The following is a 24,242-nucleotide window of genomic DNA, read 5'->3' on the forward strand; positions in this document are numbered from 1 at the left end:
GAGGCGGTGCCTGGCGTCAAGTCTCGGCGGAACGATGCCACACCGGTTCAAAACCGTGCCGCAGCACCGAAACGGTCGTGGCCGGTGTGAGCAGGCGCAGCGACCGGCCGGCAAGGCTGTCGAAGGCCGCCGCATCGCCATAGCCTGCGAACGACCAGGGCAGCGCGTTGCCGCCGCGCAGCGCATAGGCCGAGCCGCCATCCGCGATCATCGCTCCGTCCGGCAATTCGGCAAGCTCTCCCATGGTGACATCAGGTGGCTTGCCGCCGGAAGCCAGCCGCTCCTTGTGCAGCCGCTTGTCCACCATTGGCGCGCGCGGTTCGTTTACACCGAAGACTTTGCCGAAACGCCCGACAAAATCCGTGGCTCGCTCACGCCGGCAATAGAAACAGGGACGGTGCCCGGCGGCCAGCGCCGTCACCTCGTCGAGGAAGAACAACTCGGTCCAGCCGGCCCTGCCGCCCGGCCGGTTCCTGCCCATCGGCTCGCGCCGCACATTGCGGAATTCGCAAACGCAGATGATCCAGGCCGGCAAGGCCCAACGCTTTTTCAGCAGCGTCTTGGTCTCAGGATCGTGGATGATGCCGCGATTGCCGGTGAACAGACCGCGCTCGGATATGGCATGGATGGCGCCGAACGGATCGACCCGGTTCTGCAGTGGCATAGCTCTCTCCCGAATACGCATCTTGGCTGCAATGCTGGCGACATGATATCGCTCGTCGCGTCATTTCATGTCAGCAGGGTTTTGCGATGCGGGTGCTGGTGGTCCAGAACTACGACAACACCGGCCTTGGCCAGGTTGGTGCCGCGCTCGCCGAAGCCGGCGCCGATCTCGACCTGCGCCGGCCCTACAAGGGCGATGCGCTGCCGGACGACGCGACCGGACACGATGCCATGGTGATGCTGGGCGGCGGCCAGAATGCGCTGGCCGACGATGACTACCCGTATTTCCCGGTGCTGCTCGAACTGACCCGCGATTTCGCCGCCAAGGATCGCTCGGTTCTCGGTATCTGCCTGGGCAGCCAGTTGGTTGCCCGCTCTTTCGGCGGTGAGAACCAGATCGGCGGCGCCTCGGAATTCGGCTGGCACAAGGTATCGCTGACGCCGGACGCCAGAACCGATCCGGTGCTTGGCGCACTTCCCCAGGATTTCCCCATCTTCGAATGGCACGACGACACTTTCGCGCTGCCGTCAAATGCGGTGCGGCTTGCCGGCAGCGAAATTGCCGAGAACCAGGCGTTCCGTATCGGCCGCGCCGTCTACGGCTTCCAGTTCCATTTCGAGGCCGACCAGCCGATGGTGAGGGACTGGAGCACATCCTTCGCGCCGCTGATTGCCGATCGCCATCCCGACTGGCAGGATCGCCTCGACAGCGAAATGGCACGCAACGGCCCCGAGGCCGACGCCGCGGGCTTGGCCATTGCCCGCGCCTGGGTGGCGACGATCTGAGACTGGCCGCGCGCAGTCAGCAATTCCAGGAAAAGTGTGAAGCGGTTTTCCGTCCGGAATTGCGTCAGATAAAAAGATAGAGCGGTTTGCCGTAGCGGCGAACCGCTCTATCCGTTGCATAATTGGCACGCGGCGGGGAATCTGCCGGGGACAACTTCTTTCGTCCTTGGTTTGTGGCCGAACGCTATCCTACAAGGCGCGCGCTATGCAACGGCAATGCAACCGCGATGAACCTTCTGTGTGATCCGCGCGACACACCGCCGATACGGAATCGACCTACAAGCGCGAAATCGTCGAAACTTTGAGACGAATTCTCGGTTTCAACCCATTGGTAACCGCCTCGTGCCCAGATGCAGGAAGCTCAACTAGAGATGACGTCCGTGAAAGCAGCGCTTCTGTCCTTTGTCATGCTGTCTGCCATCGTTTTGTGCGGTCTCGGCATTTATTCCGCCGATGCAGCCAACAACCATCAGGCCGTCGACGGCTACGGCGTCACCGCCGCGCTTCGCTAAAACGCTTTTCCCTGCACAGTCAGGATACGCTTGTCCGCGCCGTCCACGGCGAGCGCGCTGAGCATGCCTGACTGCCAGGCGAGTGTGTCGACATTGACGCGGTTCGGCATCACCTCCGCCTGCGGCACCGGTGTGTGGCCGTGCACGATCACCTTCGGGTAAAGCCCTGGATGGTTGTGGAAGACGTCGCGGATCCAGACCAGATCCTGCGGGCTCTGGCTCGCCAGCGGCACGTCAGGCCTGACGCCGGCATGGCATAAGAAGAAATCACCTGATATCAGTGACAATTGCAGCGACCGCAGGAAGTCGACATGGGCTTGCGGTACAGCATTGACCAGTGCCTGGTGTCCCCGCCGTAACGCCTCGGCCTTGCCGAACCAGCTTGCGTGTCCCGCTAAGTCGACACCATAGGATTGTGCCGTCTGCACGCCGCCATAACGGATGAACAGCCCTTCCGGGTCAGGCTCGTCGAGAAAGTCGAGGAAGCCGATATCGTGGTTGCCGGCGAGCATCAGATGCCGCGGATCGCGTTTCTGTGCCTCGATCAGGAAGTCTATGACGCCCTTGGACTCTGGTCCGCGGTCGACATAGTCGCCGAGGTGGATGACGCGCCAATCGCTGGTCGGCTTGTATTCGAGTTCGCTCTCGATGCGGCGATGCATGGCGGCGAGCAGATCGAGCCGGCCATGCACGTCGCCGATCGCATAGAGGCGCATGCCATCGGGTGCGCGCGCGTCGAGGTAGTGGATGCCGGTCTCGGTCAAGGCGGCTTCGTCTCCGTGATCCAGCGAGGCTAGGGTCTAATCGGTGAACAAGACCCTATCGCCGCAACTGGTCCTTGCCCATCTCGGTCACCAGCCGTTTGCCGCACAGTGCCAGCGTGATGTCCATCTCCTTGCGGATGATGTCCAGCGCCAGGGTCACGCCTTGCTTGCCCATGGCGCCCAACCCGTACAGGAACGGGCGGCCGATATAGGTGCCCTTGGCGCCGAGGCAAAGCGCCTTCAGCACGTCCTGGCCCGAGCGGATGCCGCCGTCCATATGCACCTCGATCCTGTCGCCGACGGCATCGGCGATCTCCTCCAGCGCCATGATTGACGACGATGCGCCGTCGAGCTGGCGCCCGCCATGGTTGGAAACGATGATGGCGTCGGCGCCGGTCTCGACCGCCATCAGCGCGTCCTCTTTGTCGAGAATACCTTTCAGGATCAGCTTGCCGCCCCAGCGCTCCTTGATCCAGGCGACGTCCTTCCACGACAGGTGCGGGTCGAACTGCTCCGTCGTCCACGATGCCAGCGAAGCGACGTCGCCGACGCCCTTGGCATGGCCGACAATGTTGCGGAAGGTGCGGCGCTTGGTGCCGGCAATGCCCATCAGCCAGCGTGGCCGCATGGCGATGTTGGCAATGTTGGCCAGCGTCATCTTGGGCGGCGCCGACAGCCCGTTGCGGACATCCTTGTGGCGCTGCCCCAAGATCTGCAGGTCGAGCGTCAACACCAGCGCCGAGCATTTTGCAGCCTTCGCCCTGTCGATCAGGTCGAGCACGAAATCCTTGTCGCGAAGCACGTAGAGCTGGAACCAGAACGGCTTCTTGGTCACCGACGCGACATCCTCGATCGAGCAGATGCTCATCGTCGACAGCGTGAACGGCACGCCGAATTCCTCTGCCGCCTGCGCGGCCAGCATCTCGCCATCGGCATGCTGCATGCCGGTCATTCCAGTTGGGGCAAGCGCCACCGGCATCGCCACTTTCTCGCCGATCATGGTCGATTCCAGCGAGCGGTTGCTCATGTCGACCAGTACGCGCTGACGGAATTTTATCTTCTGGAAGTCCTCTTCGTTGGCGCGGTAGGTGCTTTCGGTCCAGGCGCCGGAATCGGCATAGTCGAAGAACATCTTCGGCACCCGCCGGCGCGCCAGGTCCTTGAGATCGGCAATGGTGAGGATGTCGCTCATGGTGGTTCCTCGTTAGCCAGTCGTCTTGAAGCCGTCGTCGGCGTCGGAGCGCTGCTTAAGCCTGAGCCGCGACACGCGCTGCCAGTCGCCGCTGCGTTCGGCCTCGAGCATCGAGCGCTCGACATAGGAGATATGGTCCATCGCCGCTTGGCGGGCAGCTGAGGGATCGCCGGCCTTCACGGCTTTGTAGATCGCGCCGTGCTGGGCCAGCAGCGCCTCGCGCGCTCCGGGCACGCTGAACACCAGAAGCCGGTTCTGGAACACGCCTTCAGACAGCAGCCGGTAGCAGGAGCGCAGCGTGTGCAAGAGGATGATGTTGTGCGCGCATTCGCACACAGCATGGTGGAACTCGACGTCGATTTCCGCCTCGTCGTCGAAATCGCCGGTGCGGTGCGCCTCGTCCATGCGCGCCATGATGCGGTCGAGCAGCGCAATGTCGTCCGCTGTCGCGCGCCGCGCCGCATATTCGGCCGCCACGCCTTCGATCTCGCGGCGGTATTCCAGATAGTCGGTCACCGCCTTGCGGTGCATCGAGATAAGGTCGGTCACCGGCTTGGTGAACAACTGGCCGATGACGTCGGCGACATGGGTGCCGCCGCCGGCCTTGGTGATCAGCAGCCCGCGCCCTTCCAGCGCCTTCAGCGCATCGCGCAGGATCGGCCGCGACACGTCGAACTGGCGCGCCAGCTCGCGCTCGCCCGGCAGCCGGTCGCCGGTGCGCAGCACGCCTTCAAGGATCAGGCTTTCGATCTGCTGCACCACCTCGTCGGCGGTGCGCGAATGCTCGATCCTGGAGAAAATATCGCTCAACGGGGGCCTGGGAAATTGAACCGGTGTCGCGCAAGATAAAGCCAGCCTCGCCAACTGGTCAAATTATTTATCCAATTCGCCCAATCGGGTCGGTCTGCGCGTCGCGCCGGCAGGACCTACGATGCTAGACTTTGGTGTTTACGCGCCTCATGGATTGCCTTTAGAGGACGCCATCACACGAAGGGTCGAGAACAGGGGGACCACCGTGTCGGACGAGACGTCCAACCTCGAATTCCAGCCGCGCGCCCAGGGCAGCGTGATGGGCTTTCCCGCGCATGAGGGACGGCCCGGCGCGATCGGCGAGGTCCATGCCCGGCCGCATCCGCTGATCGAGAAGCCGCGCGTGCTTGTGCAACTCGCCTTCATGACCGAGGGCGGCTCCGGCGTCGACATGGCCGTGCTCTCCGAACTGTCGCGGCGCCTCGGCATCGCGGCGCCCGACCGTCATGCCCGCCACCACGCCATGAAGTGGGGCAAGGGTACGCTGCGCTGGGAGCGGCATACGGAATTTTCAACCTATCTGTGGGAAGGGCCGCTGGCCGAAAGCAGCAGGGCGGCGCAAGAAGACTCTCCTTTCGGCAACGGCTTCTCGCCGCCGGGAACGGTGATCTCAGGTATAAGGCTGGAGATCCGCAAATGGACGCCGGCAAGCGAGAAGCTGATTGCGGCCTTCGACCCGACGAGCCTCTGCTATTCGCTGGTCGAGCGCGGCAATGCGGCCATAGTCACCGATTTCCGCCAGGACGGCGACGGCCTGACCCGCATCCTGGTGCTTGATCGCGGCCTGACGCCGGCGCGGACCGGCGCGCTGTCGCAGCGGCTGATCGACGTCGAGACGTATCGCACGCTTGCCATGCTCGGCCTGCCGCTGGCGCTGACGCTGTCGGGCCGCGCCCGCCGCATCGAGGACCGGCTGGCGCAGACCACGCTGGAAATGAAGGCCGCTGAAACCCGCGACAGCCAGACGCTGCTCGCCGACCTGACCGAGCTTGCCGCTGAACTCGAGGCTGATGCCGCCTCCAGCCTCTATCGCTTCGGCGCCAGCCGCGCCTATGACGGCATCGTTGTCGAGCGGCTGGAAGCGCTGGACGAAGAAGCCGTGCCCGGCTACGAGACTTGGGGCGGCTTCCTGCAGCGGCGGGTGGCACCCGCCATGCGCACCTGCCGTTCGGTCGAGGAGCGCCAGGCCAACCTGTCGCGAAAACTGACCCGCGCCACCACGCTGCTGCGCACCTGGGTCGATGTCGAGGTCGAGAAGCAGAACCGCGATCTGCTGGCGTCGATGAACAACCGCGCCCGGCTGCAACTGCGGTTGCAGCAGACGGTGGAAGGCCTGTCGGTGGCAGCAGTGTCCTACTATGTCGTCGGCCTGATCTCCTATCTCGCCAAGGGCGCATCGATCTTCGGCCATGCCTTTGCACCCGAAATCGTCACTGCCGCGGCGGTGCCGGTCGCCATCGTGCTGGTCTGGTGGGGCGTGCGGCGAGTCAGGCGGATGCACTCCGAGCCGGCGAAACATCCGGGGGAGTAGGAGCGCACTTTACCCTCCCCCTTGTGGGGAGGGTCGATCCGCATAGCGGATCGGGGTGAGGGTGCTCGTAAAGAGCTTTCGTCGCGCGGACCCCCACCCCGCTCACTGCGTTCGCGACCCTCCCCACAAGGGGGAGGGTTAAGATCCATAGCGGCAGATTGCCGCTGCGGAAGGCTGGCAGTACGCTCTTTGCCCGACGCGGTGTTTGCAACATCCGGATGTAACTGGTAAAAGATTTTTACCAGCCAAGCGGAGGACGCCGCCAATGTCCGGCCTTGTCATGCCCAAGCCAGACGACGCCACGATGCGAAGGCGCGCAGAGATCGTCGCCGATATGCGCATCATCGTGCCGGGCGAGGGCGTCGTCGACGCCACCAACGAAATGCGCGCCTTCGAAAGCGACGGTCTCACCGCCTACCGGCAATTGCCGCTGGTCGTGGTGCTGCCGGAAACGGTGGCGCAGGTGTCGCGGGTGCTGAAATACTGCAACGACCGCAACATCCGTGTCGTGCCGCGCGGCTCCGGCACCTCGCTCTCCGGCGGCGCGTTGCCGCTCGAGGATGCCGTGCTGCTGGTCATGAGCCGCTTCAACCGCATCCTTGCCATCGACTATCCCGATCGCGTCGTCGTCGCTCAGCCCGGCGTCACCAATCTCGGCATCACCACCGCCGTCGAGCAGGAGGGCTTCTACTATGCGCCCGATCCATCCTCCCAGATCGCCTGCTCGATCGGCGGCAATGTCGCTGAAAATTCCGGCGGCGTGCACTGCCTGAAATACGGCCTGACCGCCAACAATGTGCTGGGCATTGAGATGGTGCTGATGAACGGCGAGGTGGTGCGGCTTGGCGGCAATCATCTGGACTCGGAAGGCTATGATCTCCTCGGCGTCATGACGGGGTCCGAAGGCCTGCTCGGCGTCGTCACCGAGGTCACCGTGCGCATCCTGAAAAAGCCGGAGACGGCCCGCGCTCTGCTGATCGGCTTTCCGACCAGCGAGCAGGGCGGCCAATGCGTCGCCGACATCATCGGCGCCGGCATTATCCCTGGCGGCATGGAGATGATGGACCGGCCGGCGATCCATGCCGCGGAAGATTTCGTCCATGCCGGCTACCCCCTTGATGTCGAGGCGCTGCTGATCGTCGAACTCGACGGGCCGGGCGTCGAGGTCGATCACCTGATCGGTCTCGTCGAAGCGATCGCCTATAGGAACGGCTCCACCACCTGTCGCATCTCGCAATCCGAACAGGAGCGGCTGAGTTTCTGGGCCGGCCGCAAGGCGGCCTTCCCGGCGGTCGGCCGCATCTCGCCCGACTATTACTGCATGGATGGCACCATCCCGCGCAAGGAATTGCCGCGTGTGCTCGCCGGCATGCGCGAACTGTCGGAGAAATACGGCCTCGGCGTCGCCAATGTCTTCCACGCCGGCGACGGCAATCTGCATCCGCTGATCCTCTATGACGCCAACGTGCCGGGCGAACTCGACAAGGCGGAAAGTTTTGGCGCCGACATCTTGCGGCTCTGCGTCAAGGTCGGCGGCGTCTTGACCGGCGAGCACGGCGTCGGCGTCGAGAAGCGCGATTTGATGCCGGAGATGTTCAACCAGATCGACCTCGACCAACAAATGCGCGTCAAATGCGCCTTCGATCCCAACCATCTGCTCAACCCGGGAAAAGTGTTCCCGCAACTGCGCCGCTGCGCGGAGCTTGGACGCATGCATGTGCATCGCGGGCAGGTGGCGTTTCCGGATATTCCGAGGTTTTGATGGGGGCGGAATGTCTCACGTCGGCGATCCTTCGCGCCCCCCTCTGTCCTGCCGGACATCTCCCCCACAAGGGGGGAGATCACCAGTCATCTCTGCCTTCGCCAATCTTCGACGTTGCTAGAGAGGCGCGGTCGCCAAAGCTGCTAATCTCCCCCCAAGTGGGGGAGATGTCCGGCAGGACAGAGGGGGGCACGAAGGAACTCGACGTCTCTGCACTCGCAAGCGGCGCGTCGCCATGACCACCTTCACTCCCACCTCGTCCACCGAAGTCCTCTCCACCGTCCAATGGGCGGCTGCGGAGGAATCGCCGCTGGAGACCATCGGCCACGGCTCCAAGCGCGGCATCGGTCGGCCATCGCAAACCGAGCACACGCTCGATCTCTCAAAACTCACCGGCGTCACGCTCTACGAGCCGGCCGAACTGGTGCTGTCGGCGAAGGCCGGCACACCGCTTTCCGATATAGAAAGCCTGCTCGCCGAAAACGGCCAGCAACTTGCTTTCGAGCCGATGGACTACGGCCCATTGTTCGGCGGCATCAAGGGAAGAGGCACGATCGGCGGTGTGCTTGCCGCGAACCTGTCCGGCCCGCGCCGGCTGAAGGCGGGCGCCGCGCGCGACCACATCCTCGGCATCAACGCCGTTGCCGGCCGCGGCGAGGCTTTCAAGTCCGGCGGCCGCGTCGTCAAGAATGTCACCGGCTACGACCTGTCGAAGCTGATGGCCAACAGCTGGGGGACGCTGGCCGTGTTCACCGACGTCACCTTCAAGGTGTTGCCGGCGGCCGAGACCGAGGTCACGCTTGCCGTGCGTGGCCTGCTCGACGATGCGGCGGCCGCCGCCATGGCGCTGGCGCTCGGCTCCAGCGCCGAAGTGTCGAGCGCCGCGCATCTGCCGGAGCGGATCGCCGCGCGTGTCGCCGACGGCGCGCTCGGCACTGACGCCGCGACGCTGCTGCGCGTCGAAGGGTTCGGCCCTTCGGTCGCCTATCGCATCGAGGCACTGAAAACCCTGCTGAAAAATGCCGGCCCGTTGCAGGACATTGCCGGCGAGGCCTCGCATGCCCTTTGGCGTGATATCAGGGATTGCGCTCCCTTCGCCGACGGCAGTGAAAAGCCGGTCTGGCGCGTTTCGATGGCGCCGTCCCAGGCCCACCAGATGGTACTGACGCTGCGCATGCAGATCGGCGTCAGCGCCTTTTACGACTGGCAGGGTGGGCTGGTCTGGCTGCGCATGGAGGAGGGCGATCCCGAGGCCGCCCTGCTGCGCGGGCTGATCAGAAAACATGGCGGCGGCCACGCGACGCTGGTGCGCGCCGCGCCCGCGCATCGCGCCGCCGTGCCGGTGTTCGAGCCACAGGCGCCGCATCTGGCCGCCCTGTCGGCTAGGCTCAAGGCCGAGTTCGATCCCAAGGCCATCCTCAATCCCGGCCGCATGGCCCAGGGCTAACGCGATGCAGACCAATTTCTCCCTTGCCCAGCTCGCCGATCCGCATGTCGCGGAATCGGAGAAGATCCTGCGCAAATGCGTGCATTGCGGCTTCTGCACCGCCACCTGCCCGACCTATGTCACACTCGGCAACGAGCTGGATTCACCGCGCGGGCGCATCTACCTGATCAAGGATATGCTGGAGAACGGCCGTCCCGCCGACAAGGAGATCGTCACCCATATCGACCGCTGCCTGTCCTGCCTCGCCTGCATGACGACCTGCCCGTCGGGCGTCAACTACATGCATCTGGTCGACCATGCCCGCGCCCATATCGAGGAGACTTACAGGCGGCCGCTGCTCGACCGGCTGACCCGCGCCCTGCTGGCCCTAGTGCTGCCTTACCCCGCGCGCTTTCGCGCCGCGCTGAAGCTGGCGAGATTGGGCAAGCCGTTCATCGGCCTGTTCGAAAAGGTCCCAGCCTTGAAGCCGCTCGGTGCTATGCTGAAGCTGGCGCCGGCCTCTATTCCCGCCGCCTCGCCAATGGCCTCTCCTGGCGTCCATGCCGGGCAGGGAGCGAAAAAGGGCCGCGTCGCCATCCTCACCGGCTGCGCCCAATCGGTGCTCGATCCCGCCATCAACGAGACGACGATTGCATTGCTGACCAGGCTCGGCGTCGAGGTCGTGGTGCCTGAGGGCGAGGCCTGCTGCGGCGCGCTGGTCCATCATATGGGCCGCGAGGCAGCAGCCCTTGCCTCGGCCCGGCAGAATGTCGATGCCTGGACACGCGCCATCGACCAGGGTGGGCTCGATGCCATCGTCATCACCGCGTCCGGCTGCGGCACCACCATCAAGGACTATGGCTTCATGCTGCGCCTCGATCCCGCCTATGCCGACAAGGCTGCAAAGGTCTCGGCGCTGGCCAGGGACATCACCGAATATCTCGCAAGCCTCGACCTGCCGGAGCCGGTGCGCAAGCCCGGCACGGTCGTTGCCTACCACTCCGCCTGTTCGATGCAGCACGGCCAGAAGATCACCCGCCAGCCGAAGGAGTTGCTGGCCAAGGCCGGCTTCGTCGTGCGCGAGCCGCGCGAGGGCCATCTGTGCTGCGGCTCGGCCGGCACCTACAACATCCTGCAGCCGGAGATTTCGGAGAAGCTGCGCGACCGAAAGGTGAAAAACATCGAGGCCACCGGCGCGGAGATCGTTGCCACAGGCAATATCGGCTGCATCACCCAGATCGCTTCGGCTGCAAAGCTGCCGGTGGTGCACACGATCAAGCTGCTCGACTGGGCCTATGGTGGTCCGAAGCCGGAGGGCGTCTCCGAAGGAAACCTGGTCGCCGCCGAGTAAGCAGCTATTCCGCTGCCAGCCGGTCCACCACGCCATACGTCGCCTGGTAGCGCGCGCGCTGGCGGCTGAGCGCGACCATTGTGTTGCGCAAGAGGATCGCCACAGTGATCGGGCCGACGCCGCCCGGCACCGGCGTGATCCAGGACGCGACTTCCTTCACGCTCTCGGTGTCGACGTCGCCGACGATGCGGCTCGTGCCGTCCGGGCCGATCTCGGAATTGATGCCGATGTCGATGACGGCCGCACCGGGCTTCACCATGTCGGCCTTGATCAGCCGCGGCTTGCCGACGGCGACGAACAGCGCATCGGCGCGGCGCGCATGTGCCGCCACCGAGCGCGTCATGTGATGGCACACCGTCACCGTCGCGCCTTCGCTCATCAGCAGGAAGGCAATCGGCTTGCCGACGATCTCGGAATGGCCGACGACGACGACTTCGAGCCCCTTGAGGTCGAGGCCGGTTTCCTTGAGCAGCTCGACCGAGGCCGCAGCCGTGCAAGGCGCGAGGTCGAGCTGATTGTAGACGATATTGCCGATCGACGCCGGATGCATGCCCTCGACGTCCTTCAGTGGATGCACCGCCGCTTGCAGCGTCTTGATCGGGATATGCGCCGGCACCGGCCGCTGGATGATGATGCCGGTGACGCGCGGGTCGGCGTTCAGGCCATGGATCGCCGCCTCGAGTTCGCCGGCGCTGATGTCGGCGGGGAACCGCCGCTCCTCGAAACCGATGCCGGCAAGCGCGGCTTTGGCGCGCTGGTTGCGCACATAGACATCGACGGCAGCGGTATCGCCGACGGTGATCGACACCAGCTTGGGCGGAAAACCTTCGGCGGTGGCGATGGCGGCATCCTCGCGCACGGATGCCATGATGCGCTGGGCGACCGGACCGCCCCGGAGATAGCGGCTATCGTCTGGCGGAGACATGGCTGAACCTTTGCAGCGAGTTTGGCGCAGGGGAGTTTGGCCGTCCCTATAGCAGGGGAAATGCGGCAAGGCAGCGTGAAAGCGAACCGTCATCCCCCTGGCGCGACGTTCTGGCGCAGCCTGGCTCAGCTACCGCCGCAAAGAGAAAGGGCAGCACGGTTTCCCAGGCTGCCCTTTTCTGACGGGCCGCATCCCCACACGGCCCGTCCCCCGTAAACTCTTCCCGATCCCTGAAGGTCTAGCCTTCTGACCAGATGATTCGGTAGCCGACTATATCACGACCACGGTCGTTCCAACATTGACCCTCTCGTAAAGGTCAACCACGTCCTCGTTGCGCATGCGGATACAGCCGGAAGATACCGAGCCGCCGATGGTCCATGGCTGGTTGGTGCCGTGGATGCGGTATTCCGTCGTGCCGAGATAGAGCGCGCGGGCGCCGAGCGGATTCTCTTCGCCACCGGCCAGATAGGTCGGGAGGTAGCGGCCCTTGGCAGCCTCGCGCTTGATCATCTCCGCTGGCGGGCGCCAGTCCGGCCAGACGCGCTTGTTGGTGATCTTGTGCGTGCCAGACCATTCGAACCCAGGCTTGCCGGTGCCGACGCCATAGCGCCGCGCCTTGCCGTTCTTCTCGACCAGGAACAGGAAGTTCTGCGTCGTATCGATGACGATCGTGCCCGGCTTCTGCGGGCCGTCATAGGCGACTTCCTGCGGCAGGTAGAGCTGATTGATCTGCGGCCGCATCACCACGCGCTTGGCCGGCGCCTGCACGGAAGCAGTGCGCACCCGATCGGGTCGCGCTGGCTGCGCATAGCGAAGGCGTGGCTGCTGCTGCACGAACTGGCGGCTCTGCCGCACGATGCCAGGCGCGCGGCCAAGCTGCAGCACCCAGGGTGCGGAAAGGTCGGGGCTCACCATCACCGGCGGCCTGTCGGCATAGCGGTCGTTGGCGGCAGAGGAGGTGACGCCGGCGGCCAGAATGGCCACGGCGCCGAGCACGGAACGCAAAAAGATCTTCATCAGAACGCACCTTGATCGTCGAACGGACGGAGGCGGAACTTGCCCCCGGTTGCGCGATCCTTGGCGCGAAGCGGCAACCGAAACATGAATCGGAATGCGTAAAATGCCGCTTTGTCAGTAAACCTTTTGGTGTGGTTACCGCCGGGTTCAGGAATCTGGTAAAGCCGCGGTAAATGCAGCGCGAAAGCGCGTTAACGGATGGATTGGCCATGGCGCAAGACAACACCGGACTGCTTACCGGCTCCGACGGGATCACGCGCTGCTTCTGGCACGGCAATCTGCTGGACTATCTGCACTACCACGACCATGAATGGGGCCGGCCGGTCGCCGACGACCGCAGGCTGTTCGAAAAGATCTGCCTCGAAGGCTTTCAGTCCGGCCTGTCCTGGCTGACCATTCTGCGCAAGCGCGAGAATTTCCGCGAGGCCTTCGCCGGTTTCGACTTCGACAAGGTCGCTGCCTTCACCGACGAGGATGTCGAGCGCCTGGTCGCCAATGCCGGCATCATCCGCCACCGCGGCAAGATCGTCTCGACCATCAACAACGCCAAACGGGCGTGCGAAATGGTCGACGAGTTCGGCTCGCTGGCCGCCTGGTTCTGGAAGTTCGAGCCGGGGCCGAAGGAGCGGCCGGCGGTGGTGGACATGGCGCATCTACGCGCCAACCCGACGACAGGGGTCTCGATCAGGATTTCGAAGGAGTTGAAAAAGCGCGGCTGGACCTTTGTCGGCCCGACGACGATCTACGCCTTCATGCAGGCGATGGGTCTGGTCAACGACCATCTCGAAGGCTGCGTGTGCCGGGAGCAGGTGGAGAAGGAACGCAAGGCCTTTAAGAGGCCGAAGTAGGGCGCTGTCCCCCTACCTCCCCCTTGTGGGGAGGTCGCGCCGAAGGCGCGGGTGGGGGTATCTTGGCGCTGCACCCCCACCCCGACGCTACGCGTCGACCCTCCCCACAAGGGGGAGGGTAAGGAGCTCACGTCCCACTTGCGCCAGTCAGGAACAATCCCGCGACAATCGCCGCCAGTGCCGCAAAGGTCGGATAAATCACCAGCAATCCTGTCATCAGCGCCTCGCGCATGGTGGAACGCTTGCGCTCGTCGGCGGTGACCTCGAACGGACCGAGGCTCGCCGTCACCGGCGCACGGTTCTCGGCCGGCCGCAGTCGAACTTCATGCAAGCCGTCGTCTCTGATGTCGAACTTGTGTGCCGCAGTCATGGCCCCAACCCTTTGTTTCGGCGCGCTTATCGGCTCTGATTGTGTCGGCACGATGCCGCGCCGATGGCGGAATTGTTTCCTTTTGGTGCGTTTTGTTTCGGAGGAGAAGGAAAAAGCGCAAACCCTTGCCGCACAAAGCCGCTTCGGTTAGGACACGCCCACTCCAAACAAGTCATCGATTACTAAGCGAAAAGACCCATCCTATGGCCGACAAATCGGAAAAGACGAAAGCGCGGCTGCCGCGCGGCTTTGCCGACCGCAGCGCTGAAGACATCCGCGCCGTCGAGAAGATGATGGCCACGATCCGTTCGGTCTATGAGCTCTACGGTTTCGAGCCGGCCGACCAGCCGCTGATCGAGTACACCGATGCGCTCGGCAAATTCCTGCCCGACCAGGACCGGCCGAACGAAGGCGTTTTCTCGTTCCAGGACGATGATGAGCAGTGGCTGTCGCTGCGCTATGATTTGACTGCGCCGACGGCGCGTTTCGTCGCCGAGAATTTTGAGAAGCTGCCGAAACCCTATCGCAGCTACCGCTCCGGCTGGGTGTTCCGCAACGAAAAGCCCGGCCCGGGCCGCTTCCGCCAGTTCATGCAGTTCGACGCCGACACGATCGGTACGCCGGGCGTCGCAGCCGACGCCGAGATGGCCATGATGATGGCCGACGTGATGGAAGCGCTTGGCATCAAGCGTGGCGACTACGTCATCCGGGTCAACAACCGCAAGGTGCTGGATGGCGTGCTGGAGGCGATCGGCCTTGGCGGTGACAACAATGCCGGCCGCCGGCTGACCGTGCTGCGCGCCATCGACAAGCTGGACAAGCTCGGGCCGGAAGGCGTGAAGCTTCTGCTTGGGCCGGGCCGATGGGATGGCGGCAAGGAAGGCGAGGGCGACTTCGCCAAGGGCGCTGGTTTGGACGACGGGCAAGCTGAAGCAGTTCTCCTCGCCACGGCAAGGAACGCACAGGTCGACCAGGTTTCCATAGTGAGCTCGAACCCGACTTACCAAGAAGGCGTCGGCGAGCTCGCGACGATTGAAGCCCTGGTCAGGGCGGCCGGATATGGCGAAGATCGCATCGCCATGGACCGCTCCGTCGTGCGTGGCCTCGAATACTACACCGGCCCGGTTTTCGAGGCCGAGCTTCTGGCCGAAATCCCCAACGAAGACGGCCAGATCGTGCGCTTCGGTTCGGTCGGTGGTGGCGGCCGCTATGACGGGCTGGTCTCGCGCTTCCGTGGCGAGCCGGTGCCGGCGACCGGCTTTTCGATCGGCGTCTCCCGCCTGATGACGGCGCTGAAGAACCTCGGCAAGCTGGACACCACCGATGTCATCGCGCCGGTCGTCGTGCTGGTGATGGACAAGGATACGGAAAGCCTCGGTCGCTACCAGAAGATGGTGGCCGATCTGCGCGCGGCCGGCATCCGCTCCGAAATGTATCTCGGCGGCGCCGGCATGAAGGCGCAGCTGAAATATGCCGACCGCCGCGGCAGCCCGGTCGCCGTTATCCAGGGCGGCGACGAGCGCGCCAAGGGCGAACTGCAGATCAAGGATCTGATCGAAGGCGCGCGGATGTCGGCTGAGATCACCGACAACGCCGAATGGCGCGCCGCAAGACCGGCACAGGTCACGGTGCCGGAGGCTGAGCTGGTCGCCGAGGTGAAGAAAATTTTGGCTGCGCAGGCCGCTGACCGTGCGAAGGGTGGCGCTTGAACGCCCCCCTCTGGCCTGCCGGCCATCTCCCCCTCAAGGGGGGAGATTGGATGTTGCGTAGGCTTTCGCCAATCTCCGCCGGTGAAGAAGAGGCGCTGCGCCGCAAGCTGCCAATCTCCCCCCTTGAGGGGGAGATGGCCGGCAGGCCAGAGGGGGGTGCCTCGCGCCGCCCATGACCTCCCGCCCCGCAATCGCGACGGAAATCACCAAGCTCTTCGCCACCCGCAACACCCATGCGGTCGAGGTCGCGGTGCTGCAGCCGGCCGACCCATTCCTCGATATGGCCGGCGAGGATCTGCGCCGCCGCATCTTTCTCACCGAAAGCGAGACCGGCAAGACGCTGTGTCTGCGGCCCGAATTCACCATCCCCGTCTGCCTCGACCACATCGCCTCGCAGGCCGGCACGCCGCGCCGCTATTGCTATCTCGGCGAAGTGTTCCGCCAGCGCCGCGAGGGCGGCAACGAGTTTTTCCAAGCCGGCATCGAGGATCTCGGCGACCGCGATACGGCCAAGGCCGATGCGCGTTCGCTGGCCGATGCGCATGCGCTGCTGCAGCTGGTGCTGCCGGCGCAACCTCTTGCGATCACGCTCGGCGACCAGACCATCTTCGAGGCGGTGCTAGCGGCCCTCGGCCTGCCGCGCGGCTGGCGCATGCGACTTGCGCGTGCCTTCGGTTCGGCGCCGATGCTGCAGGCAGCGTTGTCCGATCTCGCCAACCCGCCACGCAACGGTCAGCTTGACGGCGAAGTCGCGGCCCTTGTCCTCAATGGCGATTTCGAAGCGCTTTCCGCCCACATTGCCGGCGGCATGGAAGAGGCCGGCCTGCTGGCATCCGGCGGACGCGCGCCCGCCGACATTGCCCGGCGGCTGATCGAAAAGGCCGAACTGCGCAGCGTGCGGTTGTCGAACGAAGCGTTTGCGGCGCTCAGGGATTTTCTCGCCATCGACGTGCCGCTCGACGGCTCGAGTGCTGCGCTCGAAAGTTTTGCGGCCTCTGCCGGGCTTTCGCTGGGCGCGGCGCTGGAAAAATTCGCCGCCCGCGCCAAAGCCATCGAGGCACATGGCCTGCCTGCAAAGACGATCCGCTACGACGCTGCCTTCGGCCGTCCGCTGGATTACTACACCGGCATCGTCTTCGAGATCGCAGCACTTGGTGGCGAGCGGCCGCTGGCCGGCGGCGGTCGCTACGACCGGCTGCTGACCCTGCTCGGCGCCAAGACGCCGATCCCCGGCGTCGGCTTCTCTGTCTGGCTCGACCGCATCGAAGCGCTGCGGGGAGAGCCGCAATGATCACGCTGGCGATCCCATCGAAAGGCCGGCTCAAGGAGCAGGCCTTGGAGGTACTGGCCAGGGCCGGGCTTGCCGTCAGCCTGCCCGGCGATGAGCGCCAGTACCGCGCCCGCATCGACGGCGCCGAGGGCATCGAGGTGGCGTTCCTGTCGGCGTCCGAAATCGCCGGCGAGATTGGGCAAGGTTCGGTCGACCTCGGCATTACCGGCGAGGATCTGCTGCGCGAAAACCTCGCCGACTGGGAGGCGCGCGCCGAAATCGTCGCTCGCCTCGGCTTCGGCCATGCCGATGTCGTGGTCGCGGTGCCCGGCATCTGGCTCGACGTCGATACTATGGCCGATCTCGACGATGTCGCCGCCGATTTCCGCCAGCGCCACGGCAGGCGACTGAGGATCGCAACCAAATACTGGCGGCTCACGCAGCAGTTCTTCTCGCAAAAGCACGGCATCCAGGTCTACCGCATCGTCGAAAGCCTCGGCGCCACCGAAGGCGCACCGGCCGCCGGCCTCGCCGATGTCATCGTCGACATCACCACCACCGGCTCGACCCTACGCGCCAACCATCTCAAGGTGCTGGCCGATGGGGTTGTGCTGGAGTCGCAGGCTTGCCTGGTGGCTGCCCGGAAAGATCGTGCGCCGGCGGATGAGGCGCTAGTGCGGGAAATAGCCGCGAAGATGAGCGCGCTCCCTCCCCCTTGAGGGGAGGGTGGACAGCCGCCAAAGGCGGATGGACGGGTGGGGTCGCTCCGGCAGTGCTCGACGCGAGACGACCCAAGCCGGGTCGACCGTGACCAAGGAGTCGAGCACTTCGCCGAGGACCCCACCCGCCTCGCTTCGCGAGGCACCCTCCCCTCGAGGGGAGGGAAACCGCCTGTACTTTCCACCACCCCATCAGGCTGCTAGGCTCACTCATCGGGAGGAGACGGCGATGGCGATCAATCTCGACGAGCTCAAGAACGCCACCAATCTGCGCGGGCGCGGCAGGGCGTTCATCGCGCCGATCGATGGCAGGGCGCATGTCTCCGGCGAGCGCACCCCGTCGCTGCTCGACAAGACGATCCCTCAGCTTTTCTCCGGCACGGTCAGCAAATACGCCACGCAGGATGCTGCCGTCTTCGTCGGCCAGGACAAGCGCTTCACCTGGAGCGAACTGTCGGACACGGTCGATACGCTCGCCGCCGGCTTCCTGGCGCTTGGCCTCGAAAAAGGCGACCGTGTCGGCATCTGGTCGCCTAACCGCTGGGAATGGCTGGTCACCCAGTTCGCCACCGCTCGGATCGGCCTGATCTTGGTCAACATCAACCCGGCCTACCGGCTGACGGAGCTGGAATATGCCCTCAACAAGGTCGGCTGCAAGGCGCTGGTCACCGCCGCCAGCTTCAAGACCTCTGACTATCTCGGCATGCTCGAGACGCTGGCGCCGGAGCTGGCCAGGGCCACCCCCGGCAAGCTCAGGGCGCAGAAATTGCCGGCGCTGAAGATCGTCATTCGCATGGGCGACGACAACTCGCCCGGCATGTTCAATTTCGCCGATGTGCTGTCGATGGCCGGCCGCGACGAGCATGACAGCCTCGACCGCATCTCCGAAGGGCTGAAGCCGGGCGAGGCCATCAACATCCAGTTCACATCAGGCACGACGGGCGCGCCCAAGGGCGCGACGCTGACCCACACCAACATCGTCAACAATGGCAATTTCGTCACCGCTGCGATCAAGCTCACCGTCGACGACCGGCTCTGCATCCCGGTGCCGCTCTACCACTGCTTCGGCATGTCGATGGGCACGATGGGCTGCGTTACCAAGGGCGCGACCATGGTGTTTCCTGGCGAGGGTTTTGACGCCGGCGCGACGCTGAAGGCGGTGGCGCAGGAACGCTGCACCGGCCTCTACGGCGTGCCGACCATGTTCGTCGCCATGCTCGACCACGCCGACTTCACCAGCTTCGATCTCTCCAGCCTGCGCACCGGCATCATGGCGGGCTCGCCATGCCCGATCGAGGTGATGAAGAAGGTGGTGTCGCTGATGCATATCGAAGAGGTGACCATCGCCTACGGCATGACCGAGACCAGCCCGGTCTCGTTCCAGAGCAGCGTCGACGATCCGCTGGAAAAACGCGTCTCCACTGTCGGCCGCATCCATCCGCATGTCGAGGTCAAGGCCATCGACGCCGAGGGCGCCACCGTCGCCGTCGGCGCGCCGGGTGAGCTGTGCACCCGCGGCTATTCCGTCATGAAAGGCTACTGGGACGACGCGGAAAAAACCCGCGAGGCGATCGACGCCGACGGCTGGATGCACACCGGTGATCTCGCCACCATCGACGCCGAGGGCTATTGCAACATTGTCGGCCGGGTCAAGGACATGGTCATCCGCGGCGGCGAAAACGTCTATCCCAGAGAGGTCGAGGAATTCCTCTACCGCCATCCCAAGGTCAAGGAGGTGCAGGTGTTCGGCATTCCCGACGCCAAATATGGCGAGGAGCTGTGCGCCTGGATCGTGCTGAAGCCCAACCAGATCGCCACCGAGCAGGAGATCAAGAATTTCTGCGCCGGCCAGATCGCCCACTACAAAATCCCCCGCTACATCCGCTTCCGCACCGAACTGCCGATGACGGTGACGGGCAAGCCGCAGAAGTTTTTGATGCGCGAGGCGATGATGGAGGAACTGGGGCTGGTGGTGCAGAAGACGGCTTGAGGGGCTGAGGCCGGTGATGGAGATTGCCGGCTTCGCAATGACATCGGGGTGCTCCATACAGGCCTGCCGCAAGGTTCGCAGAAACGCATGGGGGCTTGAATGACTGGTTTCGCACGATTGGTGACGTCCTATGCGATGCCATTGGCTGCCGTCGCGATGGCCGTTGCGGTCAGAGCCAGCGGGCTATCGGTGGACGAAGGTTCGCAGAGCGTCAGGGTCCTCGTCGGAGCGCTTTCGAGTGCGATCATGTTCATCACCATTTTCGTGGTGCTCGACCACGCCGAGGCGGTTGCCCACCGTGTGGGAGAGCCCTACGGCACATTGGTGCTGACTTTTGCCGTGACGGCTATCGAGGTGTCGATCATCGTTTCCATGATGCTGCATGGAGAGAACAACCCCACGCTTGCACGTGAGTCCGTCTTCTCGACGGTGATGATTGCCTCCACGGGCGTTGTCGGAATGTGTCTCACGTTTGGCGGCTGGCGTCACCGCAAGCAGGCAATTGTCCGGCAAGGGACCAGCGCATATCTGGCCGTTCTGGTCGCACTGACCGTCATGACGCTTATCCTGCCGACCTATACACGGACCACCGATCCCGGCACATTTTCAGCAGCTCAACTTGGTTTTGTGAGCGTACTTTCTGTGCTGCTCTATGCAAGTTTTGTGTTCGCGCAAACCGTCCGGCACCGGGACGACTTCATCGAAGGACTGGCACACGACGTTCCGGCGCGAACCGCCCCTCACAAAAGCGTCTCTTCCAGCGCTCTGCTCCTGGTCATCGGACTGATCGGAATTGTCATGCTCGCCGAGCAGGTCGCCGCAAGTGTGGAAGATGCGCTCGTTGCCTACCAGGTGGCCCAGGCTGACAGCATTGTGGGAGCAATGATCGCGGGTCTGGTTTTGATGCCGGAGGCCATTTCGGCGGTTCGCGCTTCACTCAACAACGAGCTGCAGCGCGGGCTGAATGTCGCAATGGGTTCGGCCTGCGCCACGATTGGTTTGACAATACCGGCGGTCGCAGCAGCCAGCCTGCTGACGGGGCGAGGGTTAACCCTGGGGCTGCCGGAGGCTGATGCAGTGCTTTTGGTTTTAGCGCTTTTCATATGCGGCGTAAGCTTTAGCAACGAAAGGACGACCTTCCTGACCGGAATCGTCCATGCCGTGGTATTTTTCGCGTATGTATTTCTGGTATTTATCCCTTGAGGCTTTGGTGCGATCTGGCGACCAGCCGTCAAGGCGGGTATTCTCGAACGCGCCTGATTTGAGTTTCTTTTCGGGGTTCCCAAGGCGCCATCCAAGACCCAAACGACTCACACCCCCAGCACCGCCGCATCCAACCCCCGAATGATCTTCGCCAGTTCCACGCATTCATCATGCCGCACCTTGTTGCGGCGCCAGGCGAGGCAGATCGTGCGTTGCGGCATTGGCTCCTGGAACGGCACGATCTTGAGGTCCGGCATGGCGCTGGCCGGCCTTGCCGCCATTTCGGGGATGAGCGTGACGCCGAGACCATGCGCCACCATCTGCAGCAGCGTCGTCAGGCTGGTGGCGCCGTAGCTTGCCATTGCTACGGGACGCACGCTGCCGCACAGGGCCAGCGCCTGTTCGCGCAGGCAGTGGCCTTCCTCCAAAAGCATCAACCGCTCCAGCGCCGGGCTTTCCGGCGGCACCGGTGGCGAGGCGAAGGCTGGATCTCCGGCTGGCACGGCGAGGAAGAAGCGGTCGGCGAACAGTTCCTCGGTGACCAGGCCCGGCTGCTCGAGCGGCAGCGCGGCGATGAAGGCGTCGAGCCGTCCGGTTGCCGTGTCCTCGACCAGTGATGCCGTCACTGCTTCGCGCAGTTCGAGCTGCAGGGACGGAAAATGCCGCTTCAGCTCCGGGAGCACATGCGGCAAAAGATACGGCGCCACGGTCGGGATGATGCCCAGCCGGAAGCGGCCTTCCATGGCCGGGCGGCCGCGCCGGGCCGTCGTCTCGACATCACTGATGTCGCGCAGGATGCGCTCGATGCGTGGCAGCAGCGCTTGCGCCTCTTCCGTCATCCGCACCGTCTTGCCGCCGCGCTCGAACAGCCGGCAGTTCAGCCTTTGCTCCATCTCGGCGATCTGCGCGGACAGCGCCGGCTGGCTGACGCCGGCGAGTTTTGCGGCGCGGCCGAAATGCAGCGTTTGCGCCAAAGCCTCGAAATATTGCATCTGCCGCACGGTCAAGCCAATCATAAGGAAAGCCTATCGCAACAAACAGGAAAGGCAATTTGTTTTTATCGAAGAGACGGCTTAGTCTGGAACCATTCCAGAGTGGCGCGGCTCCCGGCCGGCCCGGAAAAAACAACACATAAAATCAGCAATTCGGAGGCCAAGATGGACGCGATGACCGACGACAACAGCGCCGGCAAATGCCCGGTCGCGCATGGAACCTCCGCCAGGACCAACCGCGACTGGTGGCCGAACCAGCTCGACATCGGCGTTCTCCACCAGCAGTCGAGCCTTTCGGACCCGATGGGCGAAGCTTTCGACTACGCCGCGGAGTTCAAGACGCTCGACCTCGACGCGGTGATCGAGGATTTGCACAAGGTGATGACGGATTCGCAGGATTGGTGGCCGGCCGATTTCGGCCATTACGGGCCGCTGTTCATCCGCATGGCCTGGCACAGCGCCGGCACCTATCGCATCGGCGACGGCCGGGGTGGCGCCGGTGCGGGCCAGCAGCGTTTCGCGCCGCTGAACAGCTGGCCGGACAACGCCAATCTCGACAAGGCGCGCCGGCTTTTGTGGCCGGTCAAGCAGAAATACGGCCGCAAGATCTCCTGGGCCGACCTGTTGATTCTCACCGGCAACGTCGCGCTGGAATCGATGGGCTTCAAGACCTTTGGCTTTGCCGGTGGCCGCGCCGATGTCTGGGAGCCCGAGCAGGATGTCGACTGGGGTTCGGAAACCAAGTGGCTCGACGACCAGCGCTATTCCGGCGACCGTGAGTTGCACGGCCATCTCGGCGCGGTGCAGATGGGCCTGATCTACGTCAACCCGGAAGGGCCGAACGGCAAGCCGGATCCGCTGGCCTCGGCCCGCGACATCCGCGAGACCTTCGGACGCATGGCAATGAACGATGAGGAAACCGTGGCGCTGATCGCCGGCGGCCACACCTTCGGCAAGACCCATGGCGCCGGTGATGCAACACTGGTCGGCGCCGAGCCGGAAGGCGCGGGCATCGAGGCGCAGGGCCTCGGCTGGTCGAGCAAGCATGCCACCGGCATTGCCGGCGATGCGATCACGTCCGGCCTCGAAGTTACCTGGACGACGACGCCGACCAAGTGGAGCAACAACTTCTTCGACAATCTCTTCAACTTCGAATGGGAGCTGACCACGAGCCCGGCCGGGGCTCATCAGTGGACGCCGAAGGGCGGCTCTGGCGCGGTTACGGTGCCGGACGCGCACAATCCCTCGAAGCGTCATGCGCCGGCAATGCTGACCACCGACCTCGCGCTGCGGGCCGACCCGGCCTATGAGAAGATCTCGCGCCGCTTCCATGAGCATCCGGAGCAGTTCGCCGATGCCTTCGCCCGTGCCTGGTACAAGCTCACCCATCGCGACATGGGGCCGGTCGTGCGGTATCTCGGCCCGTTGGTGCCGAAGGAAGAGCTGATCTGGCAGGATCCGGTTCCGGCCGTCGACCATGAGCTGGTCAGCGACCAGGACATCGCATTGCTGAAGGCCAAGATCCTGGCTTCGGGCCTCAGCGTTTCGCAATTGGTCTCGACCGCCTGGGCCTCGGCCTCGACCTTCCGCAACTCCGACAAGCGCGGCGGCGCCAATGGCGCGCGCATTCGCCTGGCGCCGCAGAAGGACTGGGAGGTCAACCAGCCTGTCGAACTGGCTACCGTGCTGGCGAAGCTCGAAGCCATCCAGAACGAGTTCAACGCAAGCGGCAAGAAGGTCTCGCTGGCCGACCTCATCGTGCTCGGCGGCGTCGCCGCGGTCGAGAAAGCCGCAACGGATGGCGGCAATGCGGTGAAGGTTCCCTTCACGCCCGGCCGCACCGACGCCTCGCAGGCGCAGACCGACGTCCATTCCTTTGCGGCGCTCGAGCCGAAAATTGACGGCTTCCGCAACTATGTCAGGGGCAAACCGCCGATGTCGGTCGAAGCCATGCTGGTCGACCGGGCGCAACTGCTCAACCTGACGGCGCCGGAGATGACGGTGCTGGTTGGTGGCCTGCGCGTGCTCGGCGCCAACACCGGCGGCTCGAAGCATGGTGTGTTGACCGACAGGCCGGGCACGCTGACGAACGACTTCTTCGTCAACCTGCTCTCGATGAGCACCATCTGGGATCCGGCCTCCGACCCGGGCTCGCATGAGGTCTACGAAGCACGCGACCGCAAGACCAGGGCGGTCAGGTGGACCGCCACGCGCGCCGACCTGATCTTCGGCTCGCATGCGCAGCTGCGCGCGCTGGCCGAGGTCTACGGGTCGGCGGATGCCGGGCAGAAATTCGTCGGTGATTTCGTCAAGGCGTGGACCAAGGTGATGAACGCCGACCGTTTCGACATCGCCGCCTGATAGCAGTGCCTCCCAAGCAAAAAGGCGCGGGCCGAGGCCCG

At 64.4% G+C, this 24,242-nt stretch carries 21 protein-coding genes; 13 read left to right on the plus strand and 8 right to left on the minus strand.

Features of this window, described 5'->3' with window-relative positions:
- Positions 1-16: 16 nt before the first annotated feature.
- Positions 17-664, minus strand: coding sequence for a hypothetical protein (locus tag ACYG97_RS28520; protein ID WP_023732346.1), 648 nt, complete (start codon positions 662-664; stop codon positions 17-19).
- Between the two features lie 86 nt (positions 665-750).
- Here ACYG97_RS28520 and ACYG97_RS28525 point away from each other — a divergent pair, with 86 nt between their 5' ends.
- Both ACYG97_RS28525 and ACYG97_RS28530 read left to right on the plus strand, forming a co-directional pair.
- Positions 751-1,449, plus strand: coding sequence for a type 1 glutamine amidotransferase (locus ACYG97_RS28525; protein WP_023681838.1), 699 nt, complete (start codon positions 751-753; stop codon positions 1,447-1,449).
- 371 nt (positions 1,450-1,820) lie between these two features.
- Entirely contained in the window at positions 1,821-1,961 is a 141-nt protein-coding gene (locus ACYG97_RS28530; RefSeq protein ID WP_006206855.1) for a hypothetical protein, read from the plus strand.
- Here the strand turns inward: ACYG97_RS28530 and ACYG97_RS28535 are convergent.
- Genes ACYG97_RS28535 through ACYG97_RS28545 form a run of 3 tightly spaced genes read right to left on the minus strand, consistent with a single transcriptional unit; the run spans position 1,958 to position 4,727 of the window.
- Complete coding sequence (locus ACYG97_RS28535) at positions 1,958-2,725, minus strand: metallophosphoesterase family protein (RefSeq protein ID WP_023681837.1); 768 nt, start codon at positions 2,723-2,725, stop codon at positions 1,958-1,960. The genes ACYG97_RS28530 and ACYG97_RS28535 overlap by 4 nt on opposite strands.
- A 55-nt stretch (positions 2,726-2,780) precedes the next feature.
- A complete protein-coding gene (locus tag ACYG97_RS28540) occupies positions 2,781-3,917 on the minus strand; it encodes an alpha-hydroxy acid oxidase (protein WP_023727716.1) in 1,137 nt (378 codons plus the stop codon).
- Between the two features lie 12 nt (positions 3,918-3,929).
- Positions 3,930-4,727, minus strand: a complete 798-nt coding sequence (locus ACYG97_RS28545; RefSeq protein ID WP_023695102.1) for an FCD domain-containing protein — start codon at positions 4,725-4,727, stop codon at positions 3,930-3,932.
- Positions 4,728-4,932: 205 nt separating this feature from the next.
- Between ACYG97_RS28545 and ACYG97_RS28550 the strand changes: the two genes are divergently transcribed.
- The 4 genes from ACYG97_RS28550 (at position 4,933) to glcF (ending at position 10,797) form a co-directional block, all read left to right on the plus strand.
- On the plus strand, positions 4,933-6,258 hold the full coding sequence (locus ACYG97_RS28550) for a DUF3422 family protein (protein ID WP_460221620.1): 1,326 nt from the start codon (positions 4,933-4,935) through the stop codon (positions 6,256-6,258).
- 265 nt (positions 6,259-6,523) lie between these two features.
- Positions 6,524-8,020, plus strand: a complete 1,497-nt coding sequence (locus ACYG97_RS28555) for an FAD-linked oxidase C-terminal domain-containing protein (RefSeq protein WP_023732345.1) — start codon at positions 6,524-6,526, stop codon at positions 8,018-8,020.
- Between the two features lie 235 nt (positions 8,021-8,255).
- Positions 8,256-9,467 carry an FAD-binding protein gene (locus ACYG97_RS28560; RefSeq protein ID WP_023732344.1) on the plus strand — a complete coding sequence of 404 codons (1,212 nt, stop codon included), beginning with the start codon at positions 8,256-8,258 and terminating at the stop codon, positions 9,465-9,467.
- 4 nt (positions 9,468-9,471) lie between these two features.
- On the plus strand, positions 9,472-10,797 hold the full coding sequence (gene glcF, locus ACYG97_RS28565) for a glycolate oxidase subunit GlcF (RefSeq protein WP_023732343.1): 1,326 nt from the start codon (positions 9,472-9,474) through the stop codon (positions 10,795-10,797).
- Between the two features lie 4 nt (positions 10,798-10,801).
- On the opposite strand, the gene ACYG97_RS28570 is transcribed toward glcF, so the two are convergent.
- Positions 10,802-11,722, minus strand: a complete 921-nt coding sequence (locus tag ACYG97_RS28570; RefSeq protein WP_023670547.1) for a bifunctional 5,10-methylenetetrahydrofolate dehydrogenase/5,10-methenyltetrahydrofolate cyclohydrolase — start codon at positions 11,720-11,722, stop codon at positions 10,802-10,804.
- Positions 11,723-11,992: 270 nt separating this feature from the next.
- Positions 11,993-12,739, minus strand: coding sequence for a L,D-transpeptidase (locus ACYG97_RS28575; RefSeq protein ID WP_023732342.1), 747 nt, complete (start codon positions 12,737-12,739; stop codon positions 11,993-11,995).
- A gap of 209 nt (positions 12,740-12,948) precedes the next feature.
- On the opposite strand from ACYG97_RS28575, the gene ACYG97_RS28580 reads away from it, so the two are divergent.
- Positions 12,949-13,587, plus strand: coding sequence for a DNA-3-methyladenine glycosylase I (locus ACYG97_RS28580; RefSeq protein ID WP_023732341.1), 639 nt, complete (start codon positions 12,949-12,951; stop codon positions 13,585-13,587).
- A 127-nt stretch (positions 13,588-13,714) separates the two neighbouring features.
- Here the strand turns inward: ACYG97_RS28580 and ACYG97_RS28585 are convergent, their stop codons facing one another.
- Positions 13,715-13,957, minus strand: a complete 243-nt coding sequence (locus tag ACYG97_RS28585) for a hypothetical protein (protein WP_023732340.1) — start codon at positions 13,955-13,957, stop codon at positions 13,715-13,717.
- Between the two features lie 203 nt (positions 13,958-14,160).
- Here ACYG97_RS28585 and hisS point away from each other — a divergent pair, with 203 nt between their 5' ends.
- The 5 genes from hisS (at position 14,161) to ACYG97_RS28610 (ending at position 20,848) form a co-directional block, all read left to right on the plus strand.
- Positions 14,161-15,666 carry a histidine--tRNA ligase gene (hisS, locus tag ACYG97_RS28590; RefSeq protein ID WP_023732339.1) on the plus strand — a complete coding sequence of 502 codons (1,506 nt, stop codon included), beginning with the start codon at positions 14,161-14,163 and terminating at the stop codon, positions 15,664-15,666.
- A gap of 172 nt (positions 15,667-15,838) precedes the next feature.
- Positions 15,839-16,957 carry an ATP phosphoribosyltransferase regulatory subunit gene (locus tag ACYG97_RS28595; protein WP_023732338.1) on the plus strand — a complete coding sequence of 373 codons (1,119 nt, stop codon included), beginning with the start codon at positions 15,839-15,841 and terminating at the stop codon, positions 16,955-16,957.
- A complete protein-coding gene (hisG, locus tag ACYG97_RS28600; protein WP_023710119.1) occupies positions 16,954-17,655 on the plus strand; it encodes an ATP phosphoribosyltransferase in 702 nt (233 codons plus the stop codon). Before ACYG97_RS28595 ends, hisG begins: the two co-directional genes overlap by 4 nt.
- 229 nt (positions 17,656-17,884) lie before the next feature.
- Positions 17,885-19,645 (plus strand): AMP-binding protein, encoded by a 1,761-nt coding sequence (locus tag ACYG97_RS28605; protein ID WP_023732337.1) that lies wholly within the window; start codon positions 17,885-17,887, stop codon positions 19,643-19,645.
- A gap of 99 nt (positions 19,646-19,744) precedes the next feature.
- Entirely contained in the window at positions 19,745-20,848 is a 1,104-nt protein-coding gene (locus tag ACYG97_RS28610) for a calcium:cation antiporter (RefSeq protein ID WP_023732336.1), read from the plus strand.
- 107 nt (positions 20,849-20,955) lie between these two features.
- Here ACYG97_RS28610 and ACYG97_RS28615 read toward each other — a convergent pair whose 3' ends face one another.
- Positions 20,956-21,864, minus strand: a complete 909-nt coding sequence (locus ACYG97_RS28615; protein ID WP_023667719.1) for a hydrogen peroxide-inducible genes activator — start codon at positions 21,862-21,864, stop codon at positions 20,956-20,958.
- A 141-nt stretch (positions 21,865-22,005) separates the two neighbouring features.
- Here ACYG97_RS28615 and katG point away from each other — a divergent pair, with 141 nt between their 5' ends.
- On the plus strand, positions 22,006-24,201 hold the full coding sequence (gene katG, locus ACYG97_RS28620; protein WP_023732335.1) for a catalase/peroxidase HPI: 2,196 nt from the start codon (positions 22,006-22,008) through the stop codon (positions 24,199-24,201).
- Positions 24,202-24,242 lie beyond the last annotated feature (41 nt).

The sequence above is a fragment of the Mesorhizobium sp. W067 genome, assembly GCF_054719525.1.

Excerpts from the sequence above, each read along its gene's own strand:
- ACYG97_RS28520 (WP_023732346.1), bottom strand. The coding sequence starts at position 664 with ATGCCACTGCAGAACCGGGTCGATCCGTTCGGCGCCATCCATGCCATA.
- ACYG97_RS28525 (WP_023681838.1), top strand. The coding sequence starts at position 751 with ATGCGGGTGCTGGTGGTCCAGAACTACGACAACACCGGCCTTGGCCAG.
- ACYG97_RS28530 (WP_006206855.1), top strand. The coding sequence starts at position 1,821 with ATGACGTCCGTGAAAGCAGCGCTTCTGTCCTTTGTCATGCTGTCTGCC.
- ACYG97_RS28540 (WP_023727716.1), bottom strand. The coding sequence starts at position 3,917 with ATGAGCGACATCCTCACCATTGCCGATCTCAAGGACCTGGCGCGCCGG.
- ACYG97_RS28555 (WP_023732345.1), top strand. The coding sequence starts at position 6,524 with ATGTCCGGCCTTGTCATGCCCAAGCCAGACGACGCCACGATGCGAAGG.
- ACYG97_RS28560 (WP_023732344.1), top strand. The coding sequence starts at position 8,256 with ATGACCACCTTCACTCCCACCTCGTCCACCGAAGTCCTCTCCACCGTC.
- glcF (WP_023732343.1), top strand. The coding sequence starts at position 9,472 with ATGCAGACCAATTTCTCCCTTGCCCAGCTCGCCGATCCGCATGTCGCG.
- ACYG97_RS28570 (WP_023670547.1), bottom strand. The coding sequence starts at position 11,722 with ATGTCTCCGCCAGACGATAGCCGCTATCTCCGGGGCGGTCCGGTCGCC.
- ACYG97_RS28575 (WP_023732342.1), bottom strand. The coding sequence starts at position 12,739 with ATGAAGATCTTTTTGCGTTCCGTGCTCGGCGCCGTGGCCATTCTGGCC.
- ACYG97_RS28580 (WP_023732341.1), top strand. The coding sequence starts at position 12,949 with ATGGCGCAAGACAACACCGGACTGCTTACCGGCTCCGACGGGATCACG.
- ACYG97_RS28585 (WP_023732340.1), bottom strand. The coding sequence starts at position 13,957 with ATGACTGCGGCACACAAGTTCGACATCAGAGACGACGGCTTGCATGAA.
- hisS (WP_023732339.1), top strand. The coding sequence starts at position 14,161 with ATGGCCGACAAATCGGAAAAGACGAAAGCGCGGCTGCCGCGCGGCTTT.
- ACYG97_RS28595 (WP_023732338.1), top strand. The coding sequence starts at position 15,839 with ATGACCTCCCGCCCCGCAATCGCGACGGAAATCACCAAGCTCTTCGCC.
- hisG (WP_023710119.1), top strand. The coding sequence starts at position 16,954 with ATGATCACGCTGGCGATCCCATCGAAAGGCCGGCTCAAGGAGCAGGCC.
- ACYG97_RS28605 (WP_023732337.1), top strand. The coding sequence starts at position 17,885 with ATGGCGATCAATCTCGACGAGCTCAAGAACGCCACCAATCTGCGCGGG.
- ACYG97_RS28610 (WP_023732336.1), top strand. The coding sequence starts at position 19,745 with ATGACTGGTTTCGCACGATTGGTGACGTCCTATGCGATGCCATTGGCT.
- ACYG97_RS28615 (WP_023667719.1), bottom strand. The coding sequence starts at position 21,864 with ATGATTGGCTTGACCGTGCGGCAGATGCAATATTTCGAGGCTTTGGCG.
- katG (WP_023732335.1), top strand. The coding sequence starts at position 22,006 with ATGGACGCGATGACCGACGACAACAGCGCCGGCAAATGCCCGGTCGCG.